The 22,865-nt window shown below is 72.1% G+C and carries 21 protein-coding genes; 11 read left to right on the top strand and 10 right to left on the bottom strand.

Features of this window, described 5'->3' with window-relative positions:
• Positions 1-942: serine/threonine-protein kinase (locus ABD54_RS13225; protein WP_047869776.1), on the bottom strand; the 942-nt coding region annotated here is incomplete at its 3' end.
• 262 nt (positions 943-1,204) lie between these two features.
• Between ABD54_RS13225 and ABD54_RS13230 the strand changes: the two genes are divergently transcribed.
• The 3 genes from ABD54_RS13230 to ABD54_RS13240 all read left to right on the top strand — a co-directional run bounded on the left by ABD54_RS13230 (position 1,205) and on the right by ABD54_RS13240 (position 3,882).
• A complete protein-coding gene (locus ABD54_RS13230; protein ID WP_082166802.1) occupies positions 1,205-2,185 on the top strand; it encodes a 4-(cytidine 5'-diphospho)-2-C-methyl-D-erythritol kinase in 981 nt (326 codons plus the stop codon).
• 83 nt (positions 2,186-2,268) lie between these two features.
• On the top strand, positions 2,269-2,973 hold the full coding sequence (locus ABD54_RS13235) for a thiamine pyrophosphate-dependent enzyme (RefSeq protein ID WP_047869778.1): 705 nt from the start codon (positions 2,269-2,271) through the stop codon (positions 2,971-2,973).
• Positions 2,974-2,982: 9 nt separating this feature from the next.
• Complete coding sequence (locus ABD54_RS13240) at positions 2,983-3,882, top strand: transketolase family protein (protein ID WP_047869779.1); 900 nt, start codon at positions 2,983-2,985, stop codon at positions 3,880-3,882.
• A 129-nt stretch (positions 3,883-4,011) separates the two neighbouring features.
• Here ABD54_RS13240 and ABD54_RS13245 read toward each other — a convergent pair whose 3' ends face one another.
• Genes ABD54_RS13245 through ABD54_RS13260 form a run of 4 tightly spaced genes read right to left on the bottom strand, consistent with a single transcriptional unit; the run spans position 4,012 to position 8,226 of the window.
• On the bottom strand, positions 4,012-4,899 hold the full coding sequence (locus ABD54_RS13245; RefSeq protein WP_047869780.1) for a carbohydrate ABC transporter permease: 888 nt from the start codon (positions 4,897-4,899) through the stop codon (positions 4,012-4,014).
• Positions 4,896-5,852, bottom strand: coding sequence for a carbohydrate ABC transporter permease (locus ABD54_RS13250; protein ID WP_047869781.1), 957 nt, complete (start codon positions 5,850-5,852; stop codon positions 4,896-4,898). The genes ABD54_RS13245 and ABD54_RS13250 overlap by 4 nt, the downstream gene beginning before the upstream one ends.
• On the bottom strand, positions 5,849-7,207 hold the full coding sequence (locus tag ABD54_RS13255) for a sugar ABC transporter substrate-binding protein (RefSeq protein WP_047869782.1): 1,359 nt from the start codon (positions 7,205-7,207) through the stop codon (positions 5,849-5,851). The genes ABD54_RS13250 and ABD54_RS13255 overlap by 4 nt, the downstream gene beginning before the upstream one ends.
• Before the next feature lie 17 nt (positions 7,208-7,224).
• Complete coding sequence (locus ABD54_RS13260) at positions 7,225-8,226, bottom strand: zinc-dependent alcohol dehydrogenase family protein (RefSeq protein ID WP_047869783.1); 1,002 nt, start codon at positions 8,224-8,226, stop codon at positions 7,225-7,227.
• A gap of 177 nt (positions 8,227-8,403) precedes the next feature.
• Between ABD54_RS13260 and ABD54_RS13265 the strand changes: the two genes are divergently transcribed.
• From ABD54_RS13265 to ABD54_RS13275, 3 genes are all read left to right on the top strand, one after another.
• Positions 8,404-9,342 (top strand): sugar-binding transcriptional regulator, encoded by a 939-nt coding sequence (locus ABD54_RS13265; RefSeq protein WP_047869784.1) that lies wholly within the window; start codon positions 8,404-8,406, stop codon positions 9,340-9,342.
• A 70-nt stretch (positions 9,343-9,412) separates the two neighbouring features.
• Complete coding sequence (locus tag ABD54_RS13270; protein ID WP_047869785.1) at positions 9,413-11,191, top strand: ABC-F family ATP-binding cassette domain-containing protein; 1,779 nt, start codon at positions 9,413-9,415, stop codon at positions 11,189-11,191.
• Between the two features lie 201 nt (positions 11,192-11,392).
• Positions 11,393-11,887, top strand: a complete 495-nt coding sequence (locus ABD54_RS13275; protein ID WP_047869786.1) for a glutathione peroxidase — start codon at positions 11,393-11,395, stop codon at positions 11,885-11,887.
• Positions 11,888-11,947: 60 nt separating this feature from the next.
• Here the strand turns inward: ABD54_RS13275 and ABD54_RS13280 are convergent, their stop codons facing one another.
• From ABD54_RS13280 to ABD54_RS13295, 4 genes are all read right to left on the bottom strand, one after another.
• On the bottom strand, positions 11,948-12,928 hold the full coding sequence (locus tag ABD54_RS13280) for a GDSL-type esterase/lipase family protein (RefSeq protein WP_047869787.1): 981 nt from the start codon (positions 12,926-12,928) through the stop codon (positions 11,948-11,950).
• A gap of 253 nt (positions 12,929-13,181) precedes the next feature.
• Positions 13,182-13,691 (bottom strand): MarR family winged helix-turn-helix transcriptional regulator, encoded by a 510-nt coding sequence (locus tag ABD54_RS13285; protein ID WP_047869788.1) that lies wholly within the window; start codon positions 13,689-13,691, stop codon positions 13,182-13,184.
• 85 nt (positions 13,692-13,776) lie between these two features.
• Entirely contained in the window at positions 13,777-14,433 is a 657-nt protein-coding gene (locus tag ABD54_RS13290; protein ID WP_047869789.1) for a TetR/AcrR family transcriptional regulator, read from the bottom strand.
• 14 nt (positions 14,434-14,447) lie between these two features.
• Complete coding sequence (locus ABD54_RS13295; RefSeq protein WP_047869790.1) at positions 14,448-15,410, bottom strand: fatty acid desaturase; 963 nt, start codon at positions 15,408-15,410, stop codon at positions 14,448-14,450.
• Positions 15,411-15,980: 570 nt separating this feature from the next.
• Here ABD54_RS13295 and glmU point away from each other — a divergent pair.
• The 4 genes from glmU (at position 15,981) to pth (ending at position 20,418) form a co-directional block, all read left to right on the top strand.
• Entirely contained in the window at positions 15,981-17,441 is a 1,461-nt protein-coding gene (glmU, locus tag ABD54_RS13300; RefSeq protein WP_082166803.1) for a bifunctional UDP-N-acetylglucosamine diphosphorylase/glucosamine-1-phosphate N-acetyltransferase GlmU, read from the top strand.
• A gap of 17 nt (positions 17,442-17,458) precedes the next feature.
• Complete coding sequence (locus ABD54_RS13305; protein ID WP_013154993.1) at positions 17,459-18,427, top strand: ribose-phosphate diphosphokinase; 969 nt, start codon at positions 17,459-17,461, stop codon at positions 18,425-18,427.
• 610 nt (positions 18,428-19,037) lie between these two features.
• Positions 19,038-19,661 carry a 50S ribosomal protein L25/general stress protein Ctc gene (locus tag ABD54_RS13310; RefSeq protein ID WP_047869792.1) on the top strand — a complete coding sequence of 208 codons (624 nt, stop codon included), beginning with the start codon at positions 19,038-19,040 and terminating at the stop codon, positions 19,659-19,661.
• Between the two features lie 91 nt (positions 19,662-19,752).
• Positions 19,753-20,418 (top strand): aminoacyl-tRNA hydrolase, encoded by a 666-nt coding sequence (gene pth / locus ABD54_RS13315; RefSeq protein WP_047869793.1) that lies wholly within the window; start codon positions 19,753-19,755, stop codon positions 20,416-20,418.
• Between the two features lie 33 nt (positions 20,419-20,451).
• Here the strand turns inward: pth and ABD54_RS13320 are convergent, their stop codons facing one another.
• Positions 20,452-21,639: an endo-1,4-beta-xylanase gene (locus ABD54_RS13320; RefSeq protein WP_047869794.1), complete on the bottom strand. Its 1,188-nt coding sequence runs from the start codon at positions 21,637-21,639 to the stop codon at positions 20,452-20,454.
• 164 nt (positions 21,640-21,803) lie between these two features.
• On the opposite strand from ABD54_RS13320, the gene ABD54_RS13325 reads away from it, so the two are divergent.
• Complete coding sequence (locus tag ABD54_RS13325) at positions 21,804-22,820, top strand: LacI family DNA-binding transcriptional regulator (RefSeq protein WP_047869795.1); 1,017 nt, start codon at positions 21,804-21,806, stop codon at positions 22,818-22,820.
• The last annotated feature ends 45 nt before the right edge of the window (positions 22,821-22,865 follow it).

Genomic DNA, 22,865 nt, shown 5'->3' on the forward strand with positions numbered 1-22,865 from the left:
CCTGGACAGCCCCCTGGACCGCCTGGTGACGCGCGCGCTGGCCAAGGGGTTGGGCCGCCACGACTGGTGCAGCGCGTGGGACACGATGTCGTTGGGGTTGCTGTTGTCCTCGCCGCCGGCCAGCTCCAGCAGCAGGTCCTGCGCGGTGGGTCGGCGGCCCGGCTCCTTGGCCAGCGCGCGCGTCACCAGGCGGTCCAGGGGGCTGTCCAGGTTGCCGATCTGGGGTTCGGCGAACAGCACCCGCTTGCCCAGTGTCATGGCGTCGCCGTTGCCGAAGGGGTGTGTGCCGTTCCCTGCGAAGGCCACCAGGCAGCCCCAGGCGAAGATGTCCGCCGAGGTGGTGACCTTCTCCTCCAGTAGCTGCTCGGGCGCCATCCAGCCGGGGCTGCCCATGACGATGCCGGTCTGGGTGTGGTTGGTGGCGGTGTTCATCGCGCGGGCGATGCCGAAGTCGATCACCCGGGGGCCCGAGAGCGACAGCAGCACGTTCGCGGGCTTGAGGTCGCGGTGGACCAGCCCGGTGCGGTGGATGGCGGCCAGGGCGGCCGCCACGCCCAGCGCGAAGCCGTGCAGCGTCGAGGAGTCCAGGGGACCGTTCTCGGCGATGTGCTCGGCCAGGGCGGTGCCCGCGATGTACTCGGTGACCATGTAGGGGCGGTTCTCGAACGTCCCGTGGTCGAGCACCTTGGCGGTGCAGAAGGAGGCGACCTTGCGGGCGTTCTCCATCTCGTCGCGAAAGCGCGCCCGCGTCGCCTCGTCGAAGGCGAGCTCCGGGCGGATGACCTTGATGGCTACCTGGTTGCTGCGCTCGGGAGCGCTGCCCAGGTAGACGGTTCCCATGCCGCCGCTACCCAGCTTCCCGGACAGCACGTAGGGACCGATGGTGGCCGGATCCCCGGCGGCCAGCGGTTCCAGGTTCTTCGGGAGCCCATCCGACGGCAAGCGACCCTCCCCGACGGTGTCCAAACTCCGCCTTGCCCCAAGGTAGCGGTGTTTGTGCCCGGATTCCCACTCACGGGCCTGATCGGGCCGTTCTGGGGGCGGGCGGAAACTGACATGACAGTGGTGACGATCCCCGAAACGCGTCCGGGGTTCCCGATTTCCTCCGACGGCTTACGGGCCGACGGGAGGCGGTGAACACACCGGAGCCCCCGGGGGGCACTGTGTTCACGCAAGGTGGGGGTTCCTTTACGATTGGGGACTCGTGACCGTTAATACCACCGTAACCGTGCGGGTCCCCGCGAAGGTGAACCTCCAGTTGGCGGTGGGGCCCAGACGTGAGGACGGGTTCCACGACCTCGTCAACGTGTTCCACGCCGTCTCGCTGTTCGATGAGGTTACCGTCCGGGCGGCTTCCTCGCGCCGACCGAGCCCGCCCGGCGGTGTCGGATCCGCCACCGGGGCCTTCGCCGGACTGACCGCGGGCGGCGCGCTGGGCTCCCACCTGTCCCGCGTGCCCCTGGACGGGTCCAACCTGGCCGCGCGCGCGGTGACCCTGCTGGCGGAGCGGACCGGCCGGGGCCGCCCGGTCACGGTCCACCTGGACAAGAGCATCCCGGTGGCGGGCGGAATGGCCGGGGGCAGCGCGGACGCCGCGGCCGCCCTGCTGGCCTGCGACCGCTTGTGGGGCTGCGGCCTGCCGCTGGAGGAGCTGCTCGGGTACGCGGCCGACCTGGGCAGCGACGTCCCCTTCGCGCTGCTGGGCGCCACCGCGGTGGGCACGGGCCGCGGTGAGCTCCTGCGGCCCGTGACCAGCCCGGGAAGGTTCCGCTGGGTCTTCGCCCTGTCTCCGCACGGCCTGTCCACGGCCGGGGTGTTCGCCGAGTACGACCGCATCCGCCCGGACGCCCCCGAGCCCCTGCCGGACCGGGTGCTGGCCGACGCGCTGGCCGGCGGCGACCCGGCGGCCCTGGGCGCCGCGCTGACCAACGACCTCCAGGAGGCCGCCCTCTCGCTGCTGCCGGAGCTGGAGCGCACCCTCAAGACCGGCGCCGGCGCGGGGGCGCTGGGCTCCCTGGTGTCGGGGTCCGGTCCGACCTGCGCCTTCCTGGTCGGCGGCGGCGAGGAGAAGGAGTCGGTCGTCGCGGAGCGGGAGGCCGCGGTGGTGGCGGCGCTGGAGGGCAGCGGGCTGTGCGAGCAGGTCGTGACGGCGTACGGGGACGTCCCCGGGGCCACCATCCTGTGACGTAAATCACCTACGGCTTTGCTGGCCGGAGGAGGTCCGCGCCGGTTGACCTCAACCTTTGTTGGGGTTCAACACTGGTGGACATGACCACCGCAACCGCCCTCTCGCGCTACGCCGACCTGCCCGCCCTCATCGGACTCATGGAGGGTGACGAGAAGCACAAGGGAGCGGCCCACTCCACGCTCGACATCGTGTGGGTCCTCTACGACCGCGTGCTGTCGGTCACCCCAGACACCGCCGACGACCCGGCCCGGGACCGCTTCCTGCTCTCCAAGGGGCACGGGCCCGCCGCCTTCTACGCCGTGCTCGCGGCCAAGGGCTTCCTGGACGTGCCGACGCTGCGCGGATGGACCGCCTTCGACTCGCCCCTCGGCCACCACCCGGACCGGCTGCTCGTCCCGGGCGCGGAGATCGGCAGCGGGTCGCTCGGCCACGGACTGCCCCTGGGGCTGGGCAGCGCGCTCGGCCTGCGCGCCCGGGGGATCCGCCGCCCCGACGGGACCGAACCCCGCGTCGTGGTGCTCGTCGGCGACGGCGAACTCGACGAGGGCAGCAACCACGAGGCCATCGCGGTCGCCGGACGGCTCGGCGTGGACAACCTCACCGTCGTCGCCGTGGACAACGCCTCGGCCAGCCACGGGTGGCCGGGCGGTATCGGCGCCCGCTTCGGGATCGAGGGCTGGGAGGCCCGCGACGTCTCCGGGCGCGACCACGACGCCCTGTACGGCGCGCTCACCCGCCCCCACCCCGGACGGCCGCTGGCCGTCGTCGCCCGCGTCCGTTCCTAGGAGAGCCCCATGCGTGACACCTTCGCCGCCACCGTCAACCGAGCCATGGACACCGACCCGCGCCTGACCGTCGTCCTGGCCGCCATCTCCGCGGGCATGTTCCGCGGCGCCGCAGCCCGACACCCCGGCCGGGTGGTCGACGTGGGTATCCGGGAGCAGGCCATGATCGGCGTAGCCGGGGGACTGGCGCTGACCGGGATGCGCCCGGTCGTGCACAGCTACGCGCCGTTCCTGGTGGAGCGGCCCTTCGAACAGCTCAAGCTGGACCTGGGCCACCAGGGCGTGGGCGCCGTGCTGGTGAGCATCGGCGGCTCCTACGACGCCGCGGAGGAGGGGCGCACCCACCAGGCGCCCGGAGACGTGGCCCTGCTCGACACCCTGCCGGGGTGGACCGTGTACGCGCCGGGGCACCCCGACGAGGTGCGCGCCGCGCTGGAGGCCGCACTGCCCGGCGAGCACCGCGTGTACGTGCGCCTGTCGGGGACCGCCAACCGCGCGGCGATGCCGCTGGACGGACGCCTCTGCGTCGTGCGCGCGGGCTCGCCGCGCTCCGCCGGGGTGGTGGTGGCGGTCGGGCCGATGCTGGACCGGGTGCTGGAGGCCACCGCCGACCTGGACGTGACGGTCGCCTACACGGCCACCGTGCGCCCCTTCGACCGCGAGGGGCTGAGCGCGCTCGTCGGCGCGGCGGGCAACGCCGACGTGCTGGTGGTGGAGCCCTATCTGAGCGGGACCTCGGCGCACGAGGTCGCCGCGGCGCTAGCCGACCGGCGCCACCGCCAGCTCGGCCTGGGCGTGGCGCGGGACCGCGAGGTGCGCGCCTACGGAACCCCGGCGCAGCACGCCCAGGCGCACGGACTGGACACCGGGGGCATCGCCGAGTCCGCCCGTGCGTTCTTCCTCGTCTGACCCGCTCGCCGTCGTGGCCGACCCCCTCGTGTGGCCCGCCCGCCTGTGCGGCCCGCGCCTCCGCGGCGGACGGGGGGATCAGCCAGACCCGCCCGGGGCCCTGCGTGGTGCGGCCCCGGGCGCCTCCCGCTACTTGACGGCGCCCATCGACAGGCCCCGCACCAGCTGGCGCTGGGCCGCCCAGCCCACCACCACGATGGGCAGCGACGCCATGACGGCCGCCGCCGCCAACTGCGCCACGAACAACCCCTCGCTCGTGATGAAGCCGGTCAGGAACACCGGGACGGTCGCGGCCCGGGCCGCGGTCAGGTTGACGGCGAAGAAGAACTCGTTCCAGGCGAAGATCATGCAGATCAGCGCGGTCGCCGCGATGCCCGGGGCCATCACCGGCATCATCACCGACCACAGCACGCGCGCCAGCCCGGCGCCCTCCACCCGGGCCGCCTCCACGATCGCCTTGGGCACCTCCAGGAAGAACGACCGCAGCATCCACACCGCGATGGGCAGGTTCATCGCCGTGTACAGCACCACCAGGGTCCACACGTTGTCCAGCATGGACAGGTGCGCGGCGGCGACGTAGATCGGCACCACGACCGCCACCACCGGCAGCATCTTCGTCGAGATGAAGAAGAACAGCACGTCCTGGGTCCGCTTGATCGGGGCCACCGACAGCGCGTAGGCGGCGGGCAGCCCGAGCAGCAGCACCAGGAGCGTGGACGCCAGGGTGGCGATCGCCGAGTTGCCCAGGTAGGGCAGGAAGTCCGCGCCCAGGACGGTGGTGAACCGGTCCAGCGTCGGCTGGAAGAAGAGCGTCGGCGGGTCGGTCGCCGCCTGGTTCTCCTCCTTGAACGCGGTCAGCACCAGCCACAGCACCGGGAACACGAACAGCAGTCCCACGGCCCACGTGAACGCGGTCAGGGCGGCGCTTCCCAGCCGGGCCCGGGAGCGGCCGGCCCGGCGCGGCGCGCGTGCGGCGACGGCGCCGCCTGCGGGTCGTTCGGGGGCTCGGGCGGTCACGATGTCGCCTCCTGTGCGTTCATGAACGTGCGGAAGATCAGCCGCAGGGCCAGCGTCGCCACGATGATGGTGCCGACCACCACCACGACGCCCATCGCCGCGGACTGGCCGATGTCGAACCCGAGGAAGGTCCGCTGGTAGACGTAGAAGGGCAGGTTGGAGCTGGCGGTGCCCGGTCCGCCCTGGGTCATCATGTAGATCGTGTCGAAGGTGTTGACCACGTAGACCGACCCCAGCAGCACGCCCAGCTCGATGTAGCGGCGCAGGTGCGGCAGGGTGATCCAGGCGAACATCTGCCACCGGGACGCGCCGTCGACCTGGCCCGCCTCCAACACGTCGGAGCCCTGGCTCTGGAGTCCCGCCAGCACCAGCAGCATCATGAACGGCGTCCACTGCCAGACCAGCGCGGCCACCACGGAGAACACCGGCGCCTGGGAGACCCAGTCGAACGACTCGACCCCGAACGGCGACAGCACGAAGTTCACCAGGCCGAACACCGGCTCCAGCATGATGTGCTTCCACAGCAGAGCCGTGGCCACGGGCAGGATCAGGAACGGGGTGATGACGAAGGTGCGCACCACGCCGCGCCCTCTGAACTTCCGGTCCAGCAGCAGCGCCAGCCCGATGCCCAGCAGCATCGCCACCACGACGCAGGAGCCGGTGATCAGCACCGTGTTCGCCGCCGCGCCCAGGAACTGCCGGTCGGTGAAGACCGCCGCGTAGTTGCCCAGGCCCACCCACGCCTGCGAGTCGGGCCGCAGCAGGTTCCACGAGCGCAGCGAGTACACGACCGTCGCCAGGAACGGCAGCTGCGTGACGACCAGCATGAACACCAGGGCGGGCAGGAGCGGGGCCCGGCGGACCCATCCGCCCCCGCCTCGGCTCCGCCTCGGCCGCTCGGGCGGCGTCGCCGCCGCGGGCGCCTCGCGCGCGGGCGCGGTCACAGCGCTCATCGGTCGTCCTCCTTGTAGGTCTCACCGACGACTTCGGCGTACTCCTGGCTCTGTTCGAGCGCCTGCTCGACGGTGATCTGCCCGGCCACGGCCGCGCTCAGCTGCTGGCTGACCCGGGTGCCCAGGTCCTGGAACTCGGGGATGGCGAGGAAGCCGATGCCCTCGTAGGGGACCGGGCGCGTGCCCGGGGCCTCGGGGTCCGCCTCCTGGATGCCCTGGAGCATGGGCTCGGCGTAGGCCCCGGCGACCTCCCGGTACTCGGGGACCTCGAACGTGGAGAGCCGGTTGCCGGGCGGCACCCGCTGCCAGCCGTACTCCTCGGCGACGGTGCGGACGTAGTCCTTGTCCGTCATCCACTCCAGGAACGCCCACGCCTCCTCCTTGTGCTCGGAGGTGGAGGGGATGCCCAGCGCCCAGGTGTAGAGCCAGCCGCCGTAGTCGTTCTCGGCCACCGGCGCCGCGGCGTAGCCGTTGAGCCCGGCCACGGTCGCCGAGTCCGGGTCCTCGATGGTGCTGACCATGGAGGTGGAGTCGTAGAACATGGCCGCCCGGCCCTGGGAGTAGCGGTTCAGGCAGTCCCCGAACCCGCTGTTGGCGGCGCCCGGCTGGCCGTGCTCCCGCGCCAGGTCCACGTAGAACTCGGCCGCGCGCCGGAACTCGGGGGAGTCGATCTCGGCGTTCCAGTCCTCGTCGTACCAGCGCCCGCCGAAGGTGTTCAGGACGCTGTTGAAGGGGCTCAGCACCTCGCCCCAGCCCGCGAGGCCGCGCAGGCAGATCCCCGAGACCCCCGGCTCCACGCCGTCGAGCTCGGCGGCCAGGTCCGCCACCTCCTCCCACGTGGGGTTCTGGGGCATCTCCACCCCGGCCTGCTCGAACAGGTCCTCGCGGTAGGCGAGGAAGGAGGACTCGCCGTAGAAGGGCACCGAGTACATGTCGCCCTCGTAGGACAGGTCCTCCCTGATAGAGGGGATGAAGTCCTCGTGGTCGTAGCCCTCGGCGGCGTCGATGGAGGGTTGCAGGTTCTCCAGCCAGCCGTACTCGGCCCACTGACGGGTCTCGTAGTTGCTGATCATGACGACGTCGAACTCGCCCCCGCCGGTGGCCACGGAGGTGGTGATCTTGGCGCGGGCCTCGTTCTCGGGCAGGGACACGAAGTCGATCGCGACGCCTGGGTGCTCCGCGCGGAAACGCGACTCCAAAGAGATCGCGTCCTGCATCTGCGGGTTGGACACGATCGCGACGGTCAGCCGGGTGGCGCCGTCCTCGGAGGGGAGGGCGCCCATCCCGGCGCACCCGGTGAGCAGCAGTCCGGCGGCGGCGACGGCGGTCGCCCGGACGGCGTAGGTGGTGTGCACTTCGCTGCCTTCCCGGGTCAGGCGGTCTCGTCGGGGACGATCTGGACCTTCACCCCGGTGCCCGCGCGCATCATGGCCAGCGCCTCGGGGAACTTCTCCAGGGGCAGGGCGTCGGTGAGCAGCGGAGCGGTGCGCACGGCGCCGGCGCTGATGAGGTCCACGGCCGCCCCGTAGCTGTTCAGCACGGCCATGGAGCCCACGACGGTGATCTCGTCGTTGTAGATCCGGAACGGCGACAGAGCCACGCGGGCGGCCTCGTCGGCGACCCCGAATACCAGCAGGCGCCCTCCACGCCTCAGCGAGTCGAAGGCCGCCTCGATGGCCGGGGGCGCGCCGGTGACGTCCACGGCGGCGTCGAAGCGCTCGTCGCCCAGTTCGGACGTGTCCGTCGCGGTGGCCGCGGCGCCGAGGTCGGCCGCGATGGCCAGGCGGCGGGTGTTGCGGTCGACCACGGTCACGCGGGCGCCGGAGTTCTGCAGAAGCTGCTGGAGGAGCAGGCCCATGGTCCCGGCGCCCACCACCAGGAAGCGCTCGCCGTTCTCCACCCCGATCCGCCGGACACCGTGGACGGCGCACGAGAGCGGCTCGACCAGGGCGCCCTCGCGCATGCTCACCGAGTCGGGCAGGCGGTAGCAGTTGGCTGCGGGGACGGCCACGTACTCGGCGAACGCGCCGTCCACGGTGTCGCCGATCGCGCCCCAGTTGGCGCACAGGTTGCCCCGCCCGGCGCGGCAGTACTCGCAGTGCCCGCAGAAGAGGGAGGGGTCCACGGCCACCCGGTCGCCCGGGCGCAGGTCACCCGGGGCGTTCTCGCCGACTGCCGTGACCGTTCCGGCGAACTCGTGCCCGGGCACCAGCGGGTAGGGGCTGGGCGGGAACTCGCCGTCGGCGATGTGCAGGTCCGTCCCGCAGATCCCGCAGGCTCCGACCCGGATCACCACGCCGTCGGCGGCGGGTTGCGGGTCGGGGCGGTCTCCGACGGTGACGGAGCCCGGTTCGGTGATGATGGCGGCACGCACGGTTGGAAACCTCCCGTTGGATGCTCATGTGAGCAACATGAGTCACAGATGTTTCGAACATTGAACGCCCATCGGAAACGTGCTGTCAATGGATCGGGCACATTCGAGTACACTCCTGCACGTATGAGCGATCAGCGTGGTGAGGTTCAGGAGACGGCCCCCAGCGGCCCCGCGGAGATGGTGCGGCTCGCCGCCATCGCCCGCAGGTTCTACCTGGACGGGCGGTCCAAGGTGGAGATCGCCGAGGAGTTCGGCCTGAGCAGGTTCAAGGTCGCCCGGGACCTGGAGACTGCCCGCAGCAGCGGGATCGTGCGCATCGACATCCGCCTGCCCGCCCGGCTGGACGGGGAGCTGTCCGAGCGCATGCGCGCGGCCTTCGGCCTGCGCCGGGCGATCGTCGTGGACGCCCTGGAGGATCCGCGGGACACGCGCCGGGCGCTGGGTTCGGTGGCGGCGCGGCTGCTGTCGGAGATCGTGCGGCCCGACGAGGTGCTGGGGCTGGCCTGGAGCAGGTCGCTCCAGTCGATGGGTCTGGACATGGTCGACCTGCCGCGCTGCACGGTCGTGCAGCTCAACGGCGTGCTGTCTGAGCAGGCGGAGGACGGCGGATCGGTCGAGACCGTGCGCCGGGCGGCCGCGCTCTCGGGCGGACCCGCGTACCCGATCTACGCGCCGCTCATCCTGCCGGACGCCGCCACGGCGGCGACGCTGCGCGCCGACCCGGGCATCGCCTCCGCGTTCGCGCACTTCGACCGCCTCACGACGGCCGTGGTGGCCATCGGGGGCTGGGACGAGCGCAACTCGACCGTCTTCCAGGCGCTGGACCCGGACTCGCGGGCGAGGTACACGGCGCTGGGCGTCTGCGCGGAGATGTCCGCCCAGTTGTTCGACGCCGACGGGCGCCAGGTGCACTCCGACCTGGACGAGAGGGTCATCAGCGTCCGGGCGGACCAGCTCCGCCGGGTGCCCGAGTTGGTGGCGGTCGCCGGAGCCGGGGACGAGGCCAAGGCCAGGGCGATCGGCGCCGCGTTGCGCAGCGGCCTGGTGTCCACACTGGTGACGGACGACGCGGTGGCCCGGCTGCTGCTCGACGGGGAGCAGCCGGAGCCTGGGTGAGGGCCGGCCGCCGCCCCGGGGGAGCGGCCGCGGTCAGCGCACCACGGCACTGCCGCCACAATGGATAGCGATGAATCTGGTCAATCTTCAGGACGTGTCCCTGGCCTACGGGCCGCTCGTACTCCTCGACAAGGTGTCGCTCGGCGTCGACGAGGGTGAGCGCATCGGCGTCGTCGGCCGCAACGGCGGCGGCAAGTCCACGCTCATCTCCGTGCTCTCGGGCATCACCGAGCCCGACTCCGGGCGGGTGGTGCACAACCGCGGGCTGCGCATCGGCTTCCTGCACCAGCGCGACACCTTCCCCGACTCCACTGTCGGGGAGTTCGTCCTGGGCGACCGGGCCGAGCACGAGTGGGCGGGCGACGCCCGCGTCCGCGACATCCTGCGCGGACTCCTCGGCGGCTGGGACCTGGACACCCCCATGAGCGGCCTCTCCGGGGGCGAGCGCCGCCGCTCCGGCCTGGCCCGGCTCCTGGTGGACGACCACGACCTCATCGTCCTGGACGAGCCCACCAACCACCTCGACATCGAGGGCATCGCCTGGCTCGCCGAGCACCTGCGCGCCCGTCCCGAGGCGCTCGTGGTCGTCACCCACGACCGCTGGTTCCTGGACGCCGTCACCACCCGCACCTGGGAGGTCGGGCGCGGCGCGGTCGAGCGCTACGAGGGCGGCTACGCAGCCTACGTCCTGGCCAAGGCCGAGCGCGAGCGCCAGGCGGCCGCCGCCGAGGAGCGCCGCCAGAACCTCATGCGCAAGGAGCTGGCCTGGCTGCGCCGCGGCGCCCCGGCCCGCACGTCCAAGCCCAAGTTCCGCATCGAGGCGGCCAACCAGCTCATCGCCGACGAGCCGCCGCCCCGCGACACGGTCGAACTGGTCAAGTTCGCCAGCTCCCGCCTCGGCAAGACCGTCATCGACCTCAAGAACGTGTCCGCCTCCGTACCCGACCGGACCCTGCTCGACCACCTCACCTGGCAGTTGGGCCCAGGCGACCGGGTCGGCCTGGTCGGGGTCAACGGCGCGGGCAAGTCCACCCTGCTCCGGATCCTGGCCGAGGAGCGCGAGCCCGACTCCGGCAGCGTGCGCACCGGCCGGACCGTCAAGCTCGCCCACCTGTCCCAGAACGTCGCCGAGCTCGACCCCGCCGCCCGCCCCCTCCAAGCGGTCATGGACGTGCGCGAGCACGTCACCATCGGCAAGCGCGACTACACCGCCAGCCAGATGCTGGAGCGGTTCGGGTTCCGCGGTGAGCGCCAGTGGACCCCCATCGGCGACCTGTCCGGCGGTGAGCGCCGCCGCCTCCAGCTGCTGCGCCTGCTCATGGACGAGCCCAACGTGCTGCTGCTGGACGAGCCCACCAACGACCTGGACATCGAGACGCTCACCGAGCTGGAGGACCTGCTCGACGGCTGGCCCGGCTCCCTGGTCCTGGTCAGCCACGACCGCTACTTCCTGGAGCGCATCACCGACCGCGTGCTGGCCCTGATGGGCGACGGCGGTCTGGCCTTCCTGCCCGGCGGCGTGGACGAGTACCTCCAGCGCCGCGCGGCCAGCGCGGGCGAGGCCACCGTGCCGCTGGGCGCCTCCGAGGCCGCCGCGGCCCAGGCCCCTGCGGAGCCGCCCGCGGTGTCGGCGGCCGAGCGGCGCGCCGCGCAGAAGGAGATGCAGCGCGTCGAGCGGCGAATGGACCGCATCGCCAAGCGCGAGGGGGAGCTGCACGAGCTGATGGCCGCCGCGGCCGAGGACTACACCCGGCTCGCCGAACTCGACGCCGAGGCCAAGGCCCTGGCAGCCGAGCGCGGGGAGCTGGAGGAGGTCTGGCTGGAGCAGGCCGAACTCGTCGGGGAGTGAGGCCGAGGCGCGGCTGACCGCGGAGGACGCCCGTCCGGAGCCCTCCGGACGGGCGTCCGGCCCGTTGGGGCGGTACGACTGGACCGGGACCCTTTCCTGAGAAAGAATCCGAGCCACGGCGGCGTGTGCTCCGAATACGTCGTGAAGCACCGCGCCGCGCGGTGGGCGTCGGCGCCCCGGCAAACGAGGAGATGGACGCGCATGAGCGACCTGGACGAGATCCCGGTGACCCTGATCGACGGACGCGAGACGACGTTCGGCGAGTGGTCCGGCAAGGTGAGGCTGGTGGTCAACGTCGCCTCTCGCTGCGGCTACACCCCGCAGTACGAGCGGCTGGAGAAGCTCCAGCACCAGTACGGCGACCGGGGGTTCACCGTGCTCGGCGTGCCCAGCAACCAGTTCCTCCAGGAGTTCGCCAGCGAGGAGAAGATCGCGGAGTACTGCTCGGCCACCTGGGGCGTCACCTTCCCCATGACGGCCAAGGCCAAGCTCAACGGCAAGCAGCAGCACCCGCTCTACGCGGCGCTCTCCTCGGCCGAGGACGAGGGCGGCAAGGCCGGGAAGGTCAAGTGGAACTTCGAGAAGTTCCTCGTCCTCCCCGACGGCGCCGTGCACCGCTTCCGCAGCTCGACCGAGCCCGACGACCCCAGGATCACCGCGCTCATCGAGAAGGCGCTCCCCGGCGACGCGGGGTAGCCGGAGCCGCCACGCCCCCCCGGCGGCCCGCCCGCAACGCGGCCGCCGGGCCCGGCCGGGTCACCCGGCCCGGTCCACCTGCCGGGCGAAGACGGCGGCGATCTCGCGGGCGCCCTCCTCGTTGGGGTGGATGTCCGGACCCCGCTCGCCGTTGCACATCCACGTCAGGTCGCAGACGTTCTGGAGGTTGGCGGGCAGCCCGGTCCCACTGCCCCGGGGCACCTCCTGGTTGGTGGACTCGAAGACCGAGTCCACCTCCGCCACGTCGATCCCCTCCGCCCGGTATGCCTCGGCGATCGTCCCGTTGACCTCCAGCAGGATGTCCACCGCCTCCTCGGCCAGACCCCCGCGCGCCTCGGTCTCGGGGAAGAGCTCCTCGGCCTCCTCCGCCGCCGCGGTCGCCTGCTGGGCGGGGTCCCCGTCCAGCAGCAGGAAGGCCAGGAACGGGTTGTAGTAGGTCATCCCGATGATCTGCGTGTCCGGCCCCGCCGCCTCGCGGAGCCGCTCGGCGATCTCGGGGGTCTCCTCCCGGAGCCGGTCCAGGCCCTCCTCCACGCACCCGCGGTCGATGTCCACGTCCCCGGAGTCGGGCGCCCGCCCCTCGGGGGAGTTGATCCCCCGCACGCAGCGGGTGAAGTTGTTGGCGCCGACGGTCAGCGTCACCAGGTCCACCTCGCCCTCGTGCTCGGCCAGGAAGGCCTCGGCCTCCTCCAGTTGCGAGCCGTGCTCGTAACGCGGGTCGCAACCGGGCAGGCCGCCCTCCTTGAAGGTGGTGGTGTCCTCGCCCGCGCACCCCATCCGCTCGTGCCGCAGGCCCGGGCGCTCCTCCTTCAGGGTGCGGTACAGGACGTCGGTGTAGCCCTCGGAGGTCTCCACCGGCTCGCCGTCGGCGTCGGGCTGCACGCCCACGCTGATCGAGTCGCCCAGCGACAGGTAGCGGCCGCCCGGGTCCGCCCCGCCGTCCTCGGCGCCGCCGCCAGCGCCCCCGCCACCGCTGCCCGAGCACCCCGCGACCAGCACGGCCGCGGCCGCCGCGGCCATCCAACGGACCCGCACGTGTCCCCCCGAACGATCGACTGCGCGTACCGGGGCTGCACTACCCCGGGGCGCGCGGTTCTCACGCGCTGCCGCCGTGCGGCTTCCGACACACGGCGGCGGACCCGCCTCCGGGGGCGGAGGAGGGGTACGCGCCGGTCAGCGGACCCGTTCGGCGGAGACGGACGCGACCTCCCGCGCGCCCGCCCCGTCGGTGCGGACGTCCGGACCCCGGCGGGAGACGGGTGCAGCCCGGCGCCTAGCCCTGCTGGGCCCCGGGCCCCCTGTCCAGGGGCGCCAGGAGGCGTCTCAGCAACGAAGCCAACTGTTCGCGGTCGCCGTCGGCCATCGGCGCCAGCAGGGTCTCCTCGTAGCTCAGGAGCGACCTGAGGGCCGCGTCGATGCGCTCGGCGCCCTGCTCGGTCAGCCGGACCAGGACCCCGCGCTTGTCGGCCGGGTCGGGGCGGCGCCGCACGAGCCCGGCCGCGGCCAGCCGGTCCACCCGGTTGGTCATGGTCCCCGAAGTCACCAGGGTGGCGCGCAGCAGCCGCCCGGGGCTCAGCTCGTACGGGGGACCGGAGCGGCGCAGTTCGGCGAGCACGTCGAACTCCCAGGGCTCCAGGTCGTGCTCGGTGAAGACGGTGCGCCGGGCACGGTCCAGGTGGCGCGCGAGCCGCGACACCCGGCTGAACACCTCCAGCGGCGTCACGTCCACGTCGGGGCGTTCGGAGCGCCACGCCTCGATCAGCCCATCCACCTCATCGCGCATGGGGACAGCTTATCTCTTGACATCAAGATAGTGGGGCGGGTATGCCGCGCACACCCGCCCCGCAGGTCGAGAGGACCGCCCCGCGTCAGCCCGGCCCGCGCTTGCCCGGGCGCAGCCTCGGCTTCGGCTCCAGGCTCGACAGCCCGTTCCAGGCAAGGTTGACCAGGTGCGCGGCGACCACCTCGCGCTTGGGCCTGCGCACTTCCAGCCACCACTGGCCGGTCAGGGCCCACATCCCCACCAGGGCCTGGGCGTACATGGGGGCGAGCGCCGGGTCGTAGCCCCGTTCGGCGAACTCGTCGACCATGATGTGCTCGACCTGGCTGGCGATGTCGTTGAGCAGGCTGGCGAAGCTTCCCGTGCCGGAGGCCGCGTGCGAGTCCCGGGTCAGCACCCGGAACCCCACGGTGTTCTCCTCCACGTACCGCAGCAGGGCCAGGGCCGCGTTCTCGATCTTGCTCCGGGCGCCTTCGGCGGAGAGGGCCTCGCCCATCATCGCCAGGAGGGTGCGCATCTCACGGTCGACCACGACCGCGTAGATGCCCTCCTTGCCGCCGAAGTGCTCGTACACCACGGGTTTGGACACACCGGCCCGCGCGGCGATCTCCTCGACGGAGGCCGCGTCGAACCCGCGTTCGGCGAACAGTTCCCGTCCGATCTCCACGAGCTGTTGCCGACGCTCCTTGCCCGTCATGCGCTTGCGGCGCACACGGATCTTCTGATCGCTGTCGGCTGCTCCCATGATGGCTACCGATCCTAGATGCTGACCCGCTTGGCGGCGAGTCGTTCGTTGTTGGGCCAGCGGACCTTGGAGGCCCAGCCGAACTTCTCGAAGAACCAGATGACGCGGGCGGAGATGTCGATCTGGCCCTTGAGCACGCCGTGGCGGGCGCAGGTGGGGTCGGCGTGGTGCAGGTTGTGCCAGGACTCGCCGAAGGACGGGATGGCCAGCCACCACACGTTGCGGGAGCGGTCGCGCACCTCGAAGTTCTCCTCGCCGATGGTGTGGCAGATGGAGTTGATCGACCAGGTGACGTGGTGCAGCAGCGCGACGCGGACCAGGCTGGCCCAGAAGAAGGCGGTGAACGCGCCCCACCAGGACATGGTGACCAGACCGCCGATGAGCGCCGGGGCGCCCAGGGAGAAGAGCACGATCGGCGCGAACAGCTTGTCGACCAGGACGATGTCCTTGTCCTTGAGCAGGTCGGGCGCGAAGCGGCGCGGCGAGGTCTTCTTGTCGTCCAGGTACATCCACGCCATGTGCGCGTAGTACAGGCCCTTGGCGACCGACCTCCAGTCGTCGCCGAAGCGCCACGGCGAGTGCGGGTCGCCCTCGGCGTCGGCGTACTTGTGGTGGCGGCGGTGGTCGGCGACCCACTTGATGACGCTGCCCTCGATGGCCAGCGAACCGGCGACGGCGAGCGCGATGCGCAGCGGGCGCTTGGCCTTGAACGAGCCGTGCGTGAAGTGGCGGTGGAAGCCGACCGTGATGCCCAGGCCGCTGATCAGGTAGAAGACCGAGGCGATGGCGATGTCGGTCAGGGACAGGCCCCAGCCCCAGAAGAAGGGCAGCGAGGCCAGCAGGGCGATCAGCGGCACGAACACGAACGCGAAGACCGTGTACCGCTCGGCCCTGCCGCGCGGCTCGGGCTCGTACTCGGGGATCGCCTCGCGCTTGGGCTCTGTGTTCTTGGTCGGTAGCTCGGGAGCAGCGGTCATGGTTCTTCCTCGCCGTCGGGCAGTCGGTCGTCGTCACGGTCAGGACGGCGTCCGAACGGCACCGAAGTGACCGCCGCGACGACCCAACCTATTCCTACGTAACCGTAACCTACGATGCCGTAGGTTTGGCAAGCCCTCCCTGAAAGGCGCTATGTTGGTGGCTGGCGCACGGGTGGCGTGGTCCACCCCGCGCGTTCCCGGATGATGTAATCGGCAGCATGTGGGGTTTTGGTCCCCATCGTCCAGGTTCGAGCCCTGGTCCGGGAGCCCTTCCGGCGTCCCCCGCGCGCACCCGCGCGCTCCTCCGCGCGCCGCGCGTCCCCGCGGATGCGCACGTGCCCGTCCGGAGCGGCGCATCTCACACCGGGCCCGAGGAAACCGCCGCCACAGGCGCGGTGCGGCCGACCGCCGCCCACCCCCGCGTCACGCGCCCGTGGGGCGCCGGTGACGCACATGTATCCTTCCCATGTCGGCCGCTGGTCATCCGACGGCCGCCCGTGCGGCATGCGGGTCGCGCCGCCGAGGGGTGAGCCGACATCTCAGCCACCAGCTACCACGAGGGACTCCTCAGTGAGCGTGAACCGTCCGGCTGCCGTCATCGTCCTCGCGGCGGGCGAGGGCACCCGAATGAAGTCGAAGCTTCCCAAGGTCCTCCACGAGCTCAACGGCCGCAGCATGCTCGGCCACGTGCTCGCGGCGGCGCGGGAACTCGACCCCCAGCACGCGGTCGTGGTCGTCGGCCACGCGCGCGAGCAGGTCAGATCCCATCTGGAGGAGATCGCCCCCCAGGCCGCCACCGCGGTCCAGGAGGAGCAGAACGGCACCGGCCACGCCGTGCGCATGGCGATCGAGGACCTGGCCGCCAAGGGCGTCAAGCTCAGCGGCACCGTGGTCCTGACCTGCGGAGACACCCCCCTCCTGCGCGGTTCCACGCTCGCGGAGCTCGTCGCGGCCCACGACCAGGAGGGCAACGCAGTCACCGTGCTCTCCGCGCGCGTACCCGACCCCCACGGTTACGGCCGCATCGTCCGCGACGCCGACGGCGACTTCACCGGCATCGTCGAGCACGCCGACGCCACCCCCGAGCAGCACGCGATCGACGAGATCAACTCGGGCATGTACGCCTTCGACGGCGCACTGCTGTCCGAGGTCGTCCAGCGCCTGTCCACCGACAACGCCAAGGGCGAGGAGTACGTGACCGACGCGGTCTCCCTGCTGCGCGGCGACGGCCACCGGGTCGGCGCCTGGGCGGCGGACGACTGGCACGAGGTCCGGGGCGTCAACAACCGCGTCCAGCTCTCCGAGGCCCGCCGCGTCCTCAACGACCGGCTGGTCAACGGGCACATGCTCGCCGGGGTCACCGTCGTGGACCCCGCCACCACCTGGGTGGACGCCCGGGTCACCATCGGCCGCGACACCGTGATCGAACCGGGTACCCGACTGCTGGGCGCCACCTCCGTCGGCGAGGGCGCCGTGGTCGGCCCCCGCGCGGACCTGAGGGACACGGTCGTCGGCGCGGGCGCCTCGGTGCGCGAGACCACGGCGGACCGGGCCGAGATCGGCCCCGGGGCCTCCGTCGGCCCCTACACCTACCTGCGGCCGGGCACCCGCCTGGCCGAGCGGTCCAAGGCCGGAGCCTTCGTCGAGGTCAAGAACTCGAACGTCGGCGCCGAGTCCAAGATCCCGCACCTGACCTACGTGGGCGACGCGGACATCGGCGTGGGCAGCAACATCGGCTGCTCCTCCGTGTTCGTCAACTACGACGGGGTCAACAAGTCCCGGAGCGTCATCGGCGACCACGTCAGGATCGGCAGCGACAACACCATCGTCGCACCGGTCCGCGTGGGCGACGGCGCCTACTCCGGGGCGGGGACCGTGGTCCGCGACGACGTGCCGCCCGGTGCCCTCGCCGTCTCCGAGGGGCACCGCCAGCGCAACGTCGAGGGCTGGACCCGGCGCAAGCGCCCGGGCACGCCCTCCGCCGAGGCGGCGGAGCAGGCCGATCGGCGCAGAGCCGACGACAAGCAGTGACTGTGGGGGAGAAACACGTGACCGGGATGAAGGCCACCGGCCAGAAGAACCTGATGCTCTTCTCGGGGCGCACGCACCCGAGCCTGGCCGAGGAGGTCGCGAAGGAACTGGGGATCGACGTGGTCCCCACCCGGTTCGACACCTTCGCCAACGGTGAGATCTTCGTCCGCTACCTGGAGTCGGTGCGCGGCTCGGACGCGTTCGTCATCCAGTGCCACTCCGACCCGATCAACGAGTCCATCATGGAGCAGCTGATCATGGTGGACGCGCTCAAGCGCGCGTCCGCCAAGAGGATCACCGTGGTGACCCCGTTCTTCGGCTACGCCCGCCAGGACAAGAAGCACCGCGGCCGCGAGCCCATCTCGGCCCGCCTCATGACCGACCTGTTCCGCACCGCGGGCGCGGACCGGATGATGGCCGTCGACCTGCACACGGACCAGATCCAGGGCTTCTTCGACGGCCCGGTGGACCACCTGTTCGCGCTGCCGATACTGGCCGACCACATCGCCGGCCGGGTCGACCAGTCCGAGATCACCGTGGTCTCCCCGGACGCGGGCCGGGTGCGCACCGCCGACCGCTGGGCGGACCGCCTCGGCGCCCCGCTGGCCATCATCCACAAGCGCCGCGACCCGGACGTCGCCAACCAGGTCCGGGTGCACGAGGTGGTCGGTGAGGTCAAGGGCCGCGTCTGCGTGCTGGTGGACGACATGATCGACACCGGCGGCACCATCGTCAAGGCCTCCGAGGCCCTGTTCGAGCAGGGCGCGGCCAAGGTCCTGGTGGCCGCCACGCACGGCGTGCTGTCCGGTCCGGCCGCCGAGCGCCTCCAGAACTCGCGGATCTCCGAGGTGGTCATCACCAACTCGCTGCCCGTTCCGGAGGAGCGCTCCTTCGAGAAGCTGACCCAGCTCTCGATCGCGCCGCTGGTGGCCCGCGCCATCAGCGAGGTCTTCACCGACGGCTCGGTCACGAGCCTGTTCGAGTAGACGTCGGGGGACGCGTCCCCCCGCCCGGGACCTCCCGAGGCCGCCCCGCCGGGCCGCCGCGGGAGGTCCCCGTCGTTCACGGCCCGCCTGCGGGACCGTGTCCGGCGGACAGGGCGCGTCCCGGGGCGCCGCAGACGCTCTCCGGTGCGCTGACCGGCGCTTTCCGGGCTGGGCGGGCCCTGGCGCGTGCCCCGGGCGCCGGCGGCCGTCTGGAGGGCCGGGGCCGCGCCCGCCGCCGGGCGGTCCCCCCTCGCGGGCGTCCGCGCGGAGGCCCGCCCGGCGGCGGGTTTCTCTGGGGGCTTGTCCGGACCGGGGAGGGAATCGCGGGCCATGTTCGGAGTCGTCGGCGAAGCCATTAGACTTGACCGAGTGTCCCCGTGCCCAGGCGGAGCCCTAAGAAGGCTGCGCTCGGAAGGCGGGCAGGGGTGCGCGACGAGCGTTCCCGGGCCGGGCGGGTCCGGTGACGGCTCGCCGGGCACGCCTGGAACCAGGGCGGTCGCGTCCCTGCCTGAGGGCAGTCCCCGCCGCATTCCCCGCCAAGGGCGGGAATCGTTCGTGCTACTGGAGCCGTGTTCCCCGTTCTGCGGGGTTGAACCCGAGGAGTTTTGTCGTGTCCGAGGTACGTATCGCTGCCGAGCCCCGCACGGAATTCGGCAAGGGCGCCTCTCGTCGCGCCCGCCGCGCGGGTAAGGTGCCGGCCGTCCTCTACGGCCACGGCACCGAGCCCCGCCACCTGAACCTGCCGGGCCACGATCTCATGCTCGCCCTGAAGACCCCCAACGTCCTGATCCGCCTCGACGGCCTGGACAAGGACAACCTCGCCCTGCCCAAGAGCGTGCAGCGCGACGCCATCAAGGGCTTCCTGGAGCACATCGACCTGCTGGTCGTCTCCAAGGGCGAGAAGGTCGAGGTCGAGATCCCGGTCAACCTGATCGGTGAGGTCAAGGCCCCGGGTGTGCTCACCCAGGAGCTCGTCACCGTGGCCGTCGAGGCCGAGGCCACCCACATCCCCGAGGGCGTCGAGTTCGTCGTCGAGGACCTGGAGATCGGCGCCGCGCCGACCGCCGCCGACGTCAAGCTGCCCTCCGGCGTCACTCTGGCCACCGACCCCGAGGCCATCCTGCTCACCGTCTCCGCCCCGCGCGTGGAGGAGGAGCCGGAGACCAGCGAGGAGGCCGCCCAGGCCGCCGAGGGCGAGGGCGGCGAGGCCGCCCAGGAGGCCGCCGCCGAGTAGGCGTTCACAGGCCACACACGGCGACGCGCGGTCTCCCTGCAGGGGCCGCGCGTCCGTCGTGTCAGCCGCCGTCCCGGTAGGGTCGTGCCCCATGGGCGACTGGTTGGGCAGGCTGTTCGGCGGCAGGGGCTCCGGCGCGCGCGGCGCCGGGGACGCAAGCGTCGGCGGAGAGAACGAGGACATGGCCGATACCGAGCGCTGGCTCGTCGTGGGGCTGGGCAATCCCGGGCCCAAGTACGCCGGGAACAGGCACAACGCCGGATTCCTGGTGGTGGAGGCGCTCGCGGGCGGCGAGCGCTGGAAGGCGCACAAGGCGCACGCCGAGGTGGTGGAGACCCGTCTGGACGGCGTCCCCGTGGTGCTGGCCAAGCCGCGCAGCTTCATGAACCTGTCGGGCGGCCCGGTCTCCGGCCTGGCCCGCTTCTACAAGGTCCCCATCGAGCGGATCGTCGTGGTGCACGACGAGATGGACATCGACTTCGGTGCGCTCAAGCTCAAGAAGGGCGGCGGGCCGGGCGGGCACAACGGCCTGAAGTCGATGACCTCGTCCCTGTCCAGCCCGGACTACATCCGTGTGCGCTTCGGGGTGGGCCGCCCGCCCGGCCGGATGGACCCGGCCGCGTACGTGCTCAAGGACTTCTCCTCCACCGAGCGGGCCGAACTCGACCTCAACGTCGAACGCGCGGCCGACGCGGTGCGCACGGTGCTCACCGAGGGCTTGGGCCGGGCGCAGAACATCTACCACACCGCCGCCTGACCTTCGGGGGGCGGGCGGCGGCGCCGCGCCCGGCTACTCGCCGTGGCCCGGACGGGGAGGGCGGCCCGGACCGTCGTCCCCGGCCTCCCGCAGGAGCGACCTCAGGGTGAAGTAGGCGGGTTTGCGGTCGAAGTCCCCGTCCATGACGGTCGCCGCTCCCTCGCCCTCGAAGAACACCGGCACCCACGAGTACTTGTCGGTGAAGCCCCAGATGGTGAAGGAGTCGCAGCCCTCCACCCCGAGGCAGGCCTCCAGCGCCCGGCCGTAGTAGTCGGCCTGCCGCTCCAACTGCTCCCCGGTCGGCTGCCCGCCCCCGGGAACGTCCATGCGCACGTCCACCTCGGTCAGCGCCGTGCCCAGGCCGAGGTCGTCGAAGCGCCGGAGGTTCTCCTCCAGGCCGGACGGGAACCCGTACCGCATGCTCAGGTGCGCCTGGGCGGAGAACCCGTGCACTGGCACGCCGTCCGCCAGCAGTTCCTGGACCAGCGCGTGGTAGGCGTCGCTCTTGGCGTTGACGTCCTCGACGCCGTAGTCGTTGAAGTACAGCTCCGCCGAGGGGTCGGCCTCGTGCGCCCAGCGGAAGGCGTCGGCGATGATCCCCGGCCCGAGCTCGCGGATCCAGATGTTGTCCTCGGTGCGCAGCTCCCCCGACTCGTCGAAGACCTCGTTGGCCACGTCCCACTGCGAGATCCGGCCCTCGTAGCGGCCGACGACGGTGGTGATGTGGTCGTGCAGGATCTCCCGCAGCTCCTCGTCGGTGAAGTCGCCCTCCTCCAGCCACTCCGGGTTCTGGCTGTGCCACAGCAGGGTGTGTCCGCGCACGTCCTGGCCGTGGCGCTCGGCGAAGTCCACGATCCTGTCGGCCATCCCGAACGCGTACTCGCCCTGTTCGGGGTGGATGTACTCCCACTTCATCTGGTTCTCGGGGGAGACCGAGCTGAACTCCCGGGCCAGGATCCGGCGGTAGCGCCGGTCCGAGGTGAAGGGGTCGGGGTAGTCCTGGTCCACGTGGTGACCGCCGCCCGCGACGGCGGTGCCGATGACCAGGCCCTCGGGCGCGGCCCAGCGCAGCGTGCCCGGTTTCGCGTCGTGCCGGTGGTGGTGCGGCGGCCGGTGGCCGCCGCCGTGGTCGTGTCCGGGGGCGGCGGCCGCGGGGGCGGCCAGTGGGACCGCCAGCGCCGTCGCGGCGAGGACGGCGGTGACGAGGCGGAGCGGCTTCATGGGGGGATCTCCGATCTGGCGACCGACGGGAAGTTCCGGAAAATTCCGTAACATACGAAGGTCCATGGACCCTAGGTCGTCACCGGACGCAGCGTCAAGATCCCGTCTCGGCGCTGTCGCCCCGCCAGCTGTGCTCGTACTCTGGGTGAGCACGAAGGAGGACCATGTCCGACACCCCGTCCCGAGACGTCACGATCTCCGCCATCGCCGAGGAGGCGGGCGTCTCCGCGCCGACGGTCTCGCGCGTGCTCAACGGCCGGGGCGACGTCGCCCCCGCCACGCGCGAGCGCGTGGAGAGCCTGATCCGCGCCCACGGCTACCGGCGTCGCGGGAGCCGGCCCCGGGAGCGCGTCGGCCTGCTCGACCTCGTCTTCAACGACCTGGACAGCCCGTGGGCCGTCGAGATCATCCGCGGCGTGGAGGACGCCGCGCACGAGAGCGGTACCGGCATCGTGGTGTCGGCCATCCACCGCCGGGTCAGCTCCACCCGCCAGTGGCTGGAGAACGTGCGCTCGCGCGCCACCGACGGGGCGATCCTCGTGACCACGGACCTGGACCCCGAGCTGCGCGAGGAGCTGCGGGAGCTCCACGTGCCCGCCGTGGTCGTGGACCCGGTGGGCGTCCCGGACCTGGACACGCCCACGGTCGGCGTCACCAACTGGGCCGGGGGCCTCAGCGCGACCGAGCACCTGATCCACCTCGGCCACCGGCGCATCGCCTTCGTCGCCGGGCGCCCCGAGCTGTGGTGCAGCCGGGCCCGGCTCGACGGCTACCGGGCGGGCCTGGAGACGGCGGGGCTCGCGGTCGACGACGAACTGGTCGTGCCGGGGGAGTTCGGCTACGAGTCCGGCTTCCGGGCGGGGGAGCGGTTGTTCGACCTCGCCGAGCCGCCCACGGCCGTGTTCGCGGCCAGCGACCAGATGGCGCTGGGCGTCTACGAGGCGCTGCGCCGCCGCGGCCTGCGGGTGCCCGCCGACGTCAGCGTGGTCGGCTTCGACGACCTGCCCGAGGCGCGCTGGTCCTCGCCGTCCCTGACCACCGTGCGCCAGCCGCTGTCGGACATGGGCAGGCTCGCGGTGCGCACCGTGCACCGCCTGGTGCAGCGCGAGATCATCGAGAGCCCGCGGGTCGAGCTGGCCACCGAACTCGTCGTGCGCGACAGCACCGCCCCGCCTCCGTGAGGGGCGAGGGGAGGGGTGTCGGCGTTGACGCCCAGGTTCGGCTCT

This window comes from Nocardiopsis sp. RV163 (assembly GCF_001029525.1).
GTDB classification, from domain to species: domain Bacteria; phylum Actinomycetota; class Actinomycetes; order Streptosporangiales; family Streptosporangiaceae; genus Nocardiopsis; species Nocardiopsis dassonvillei.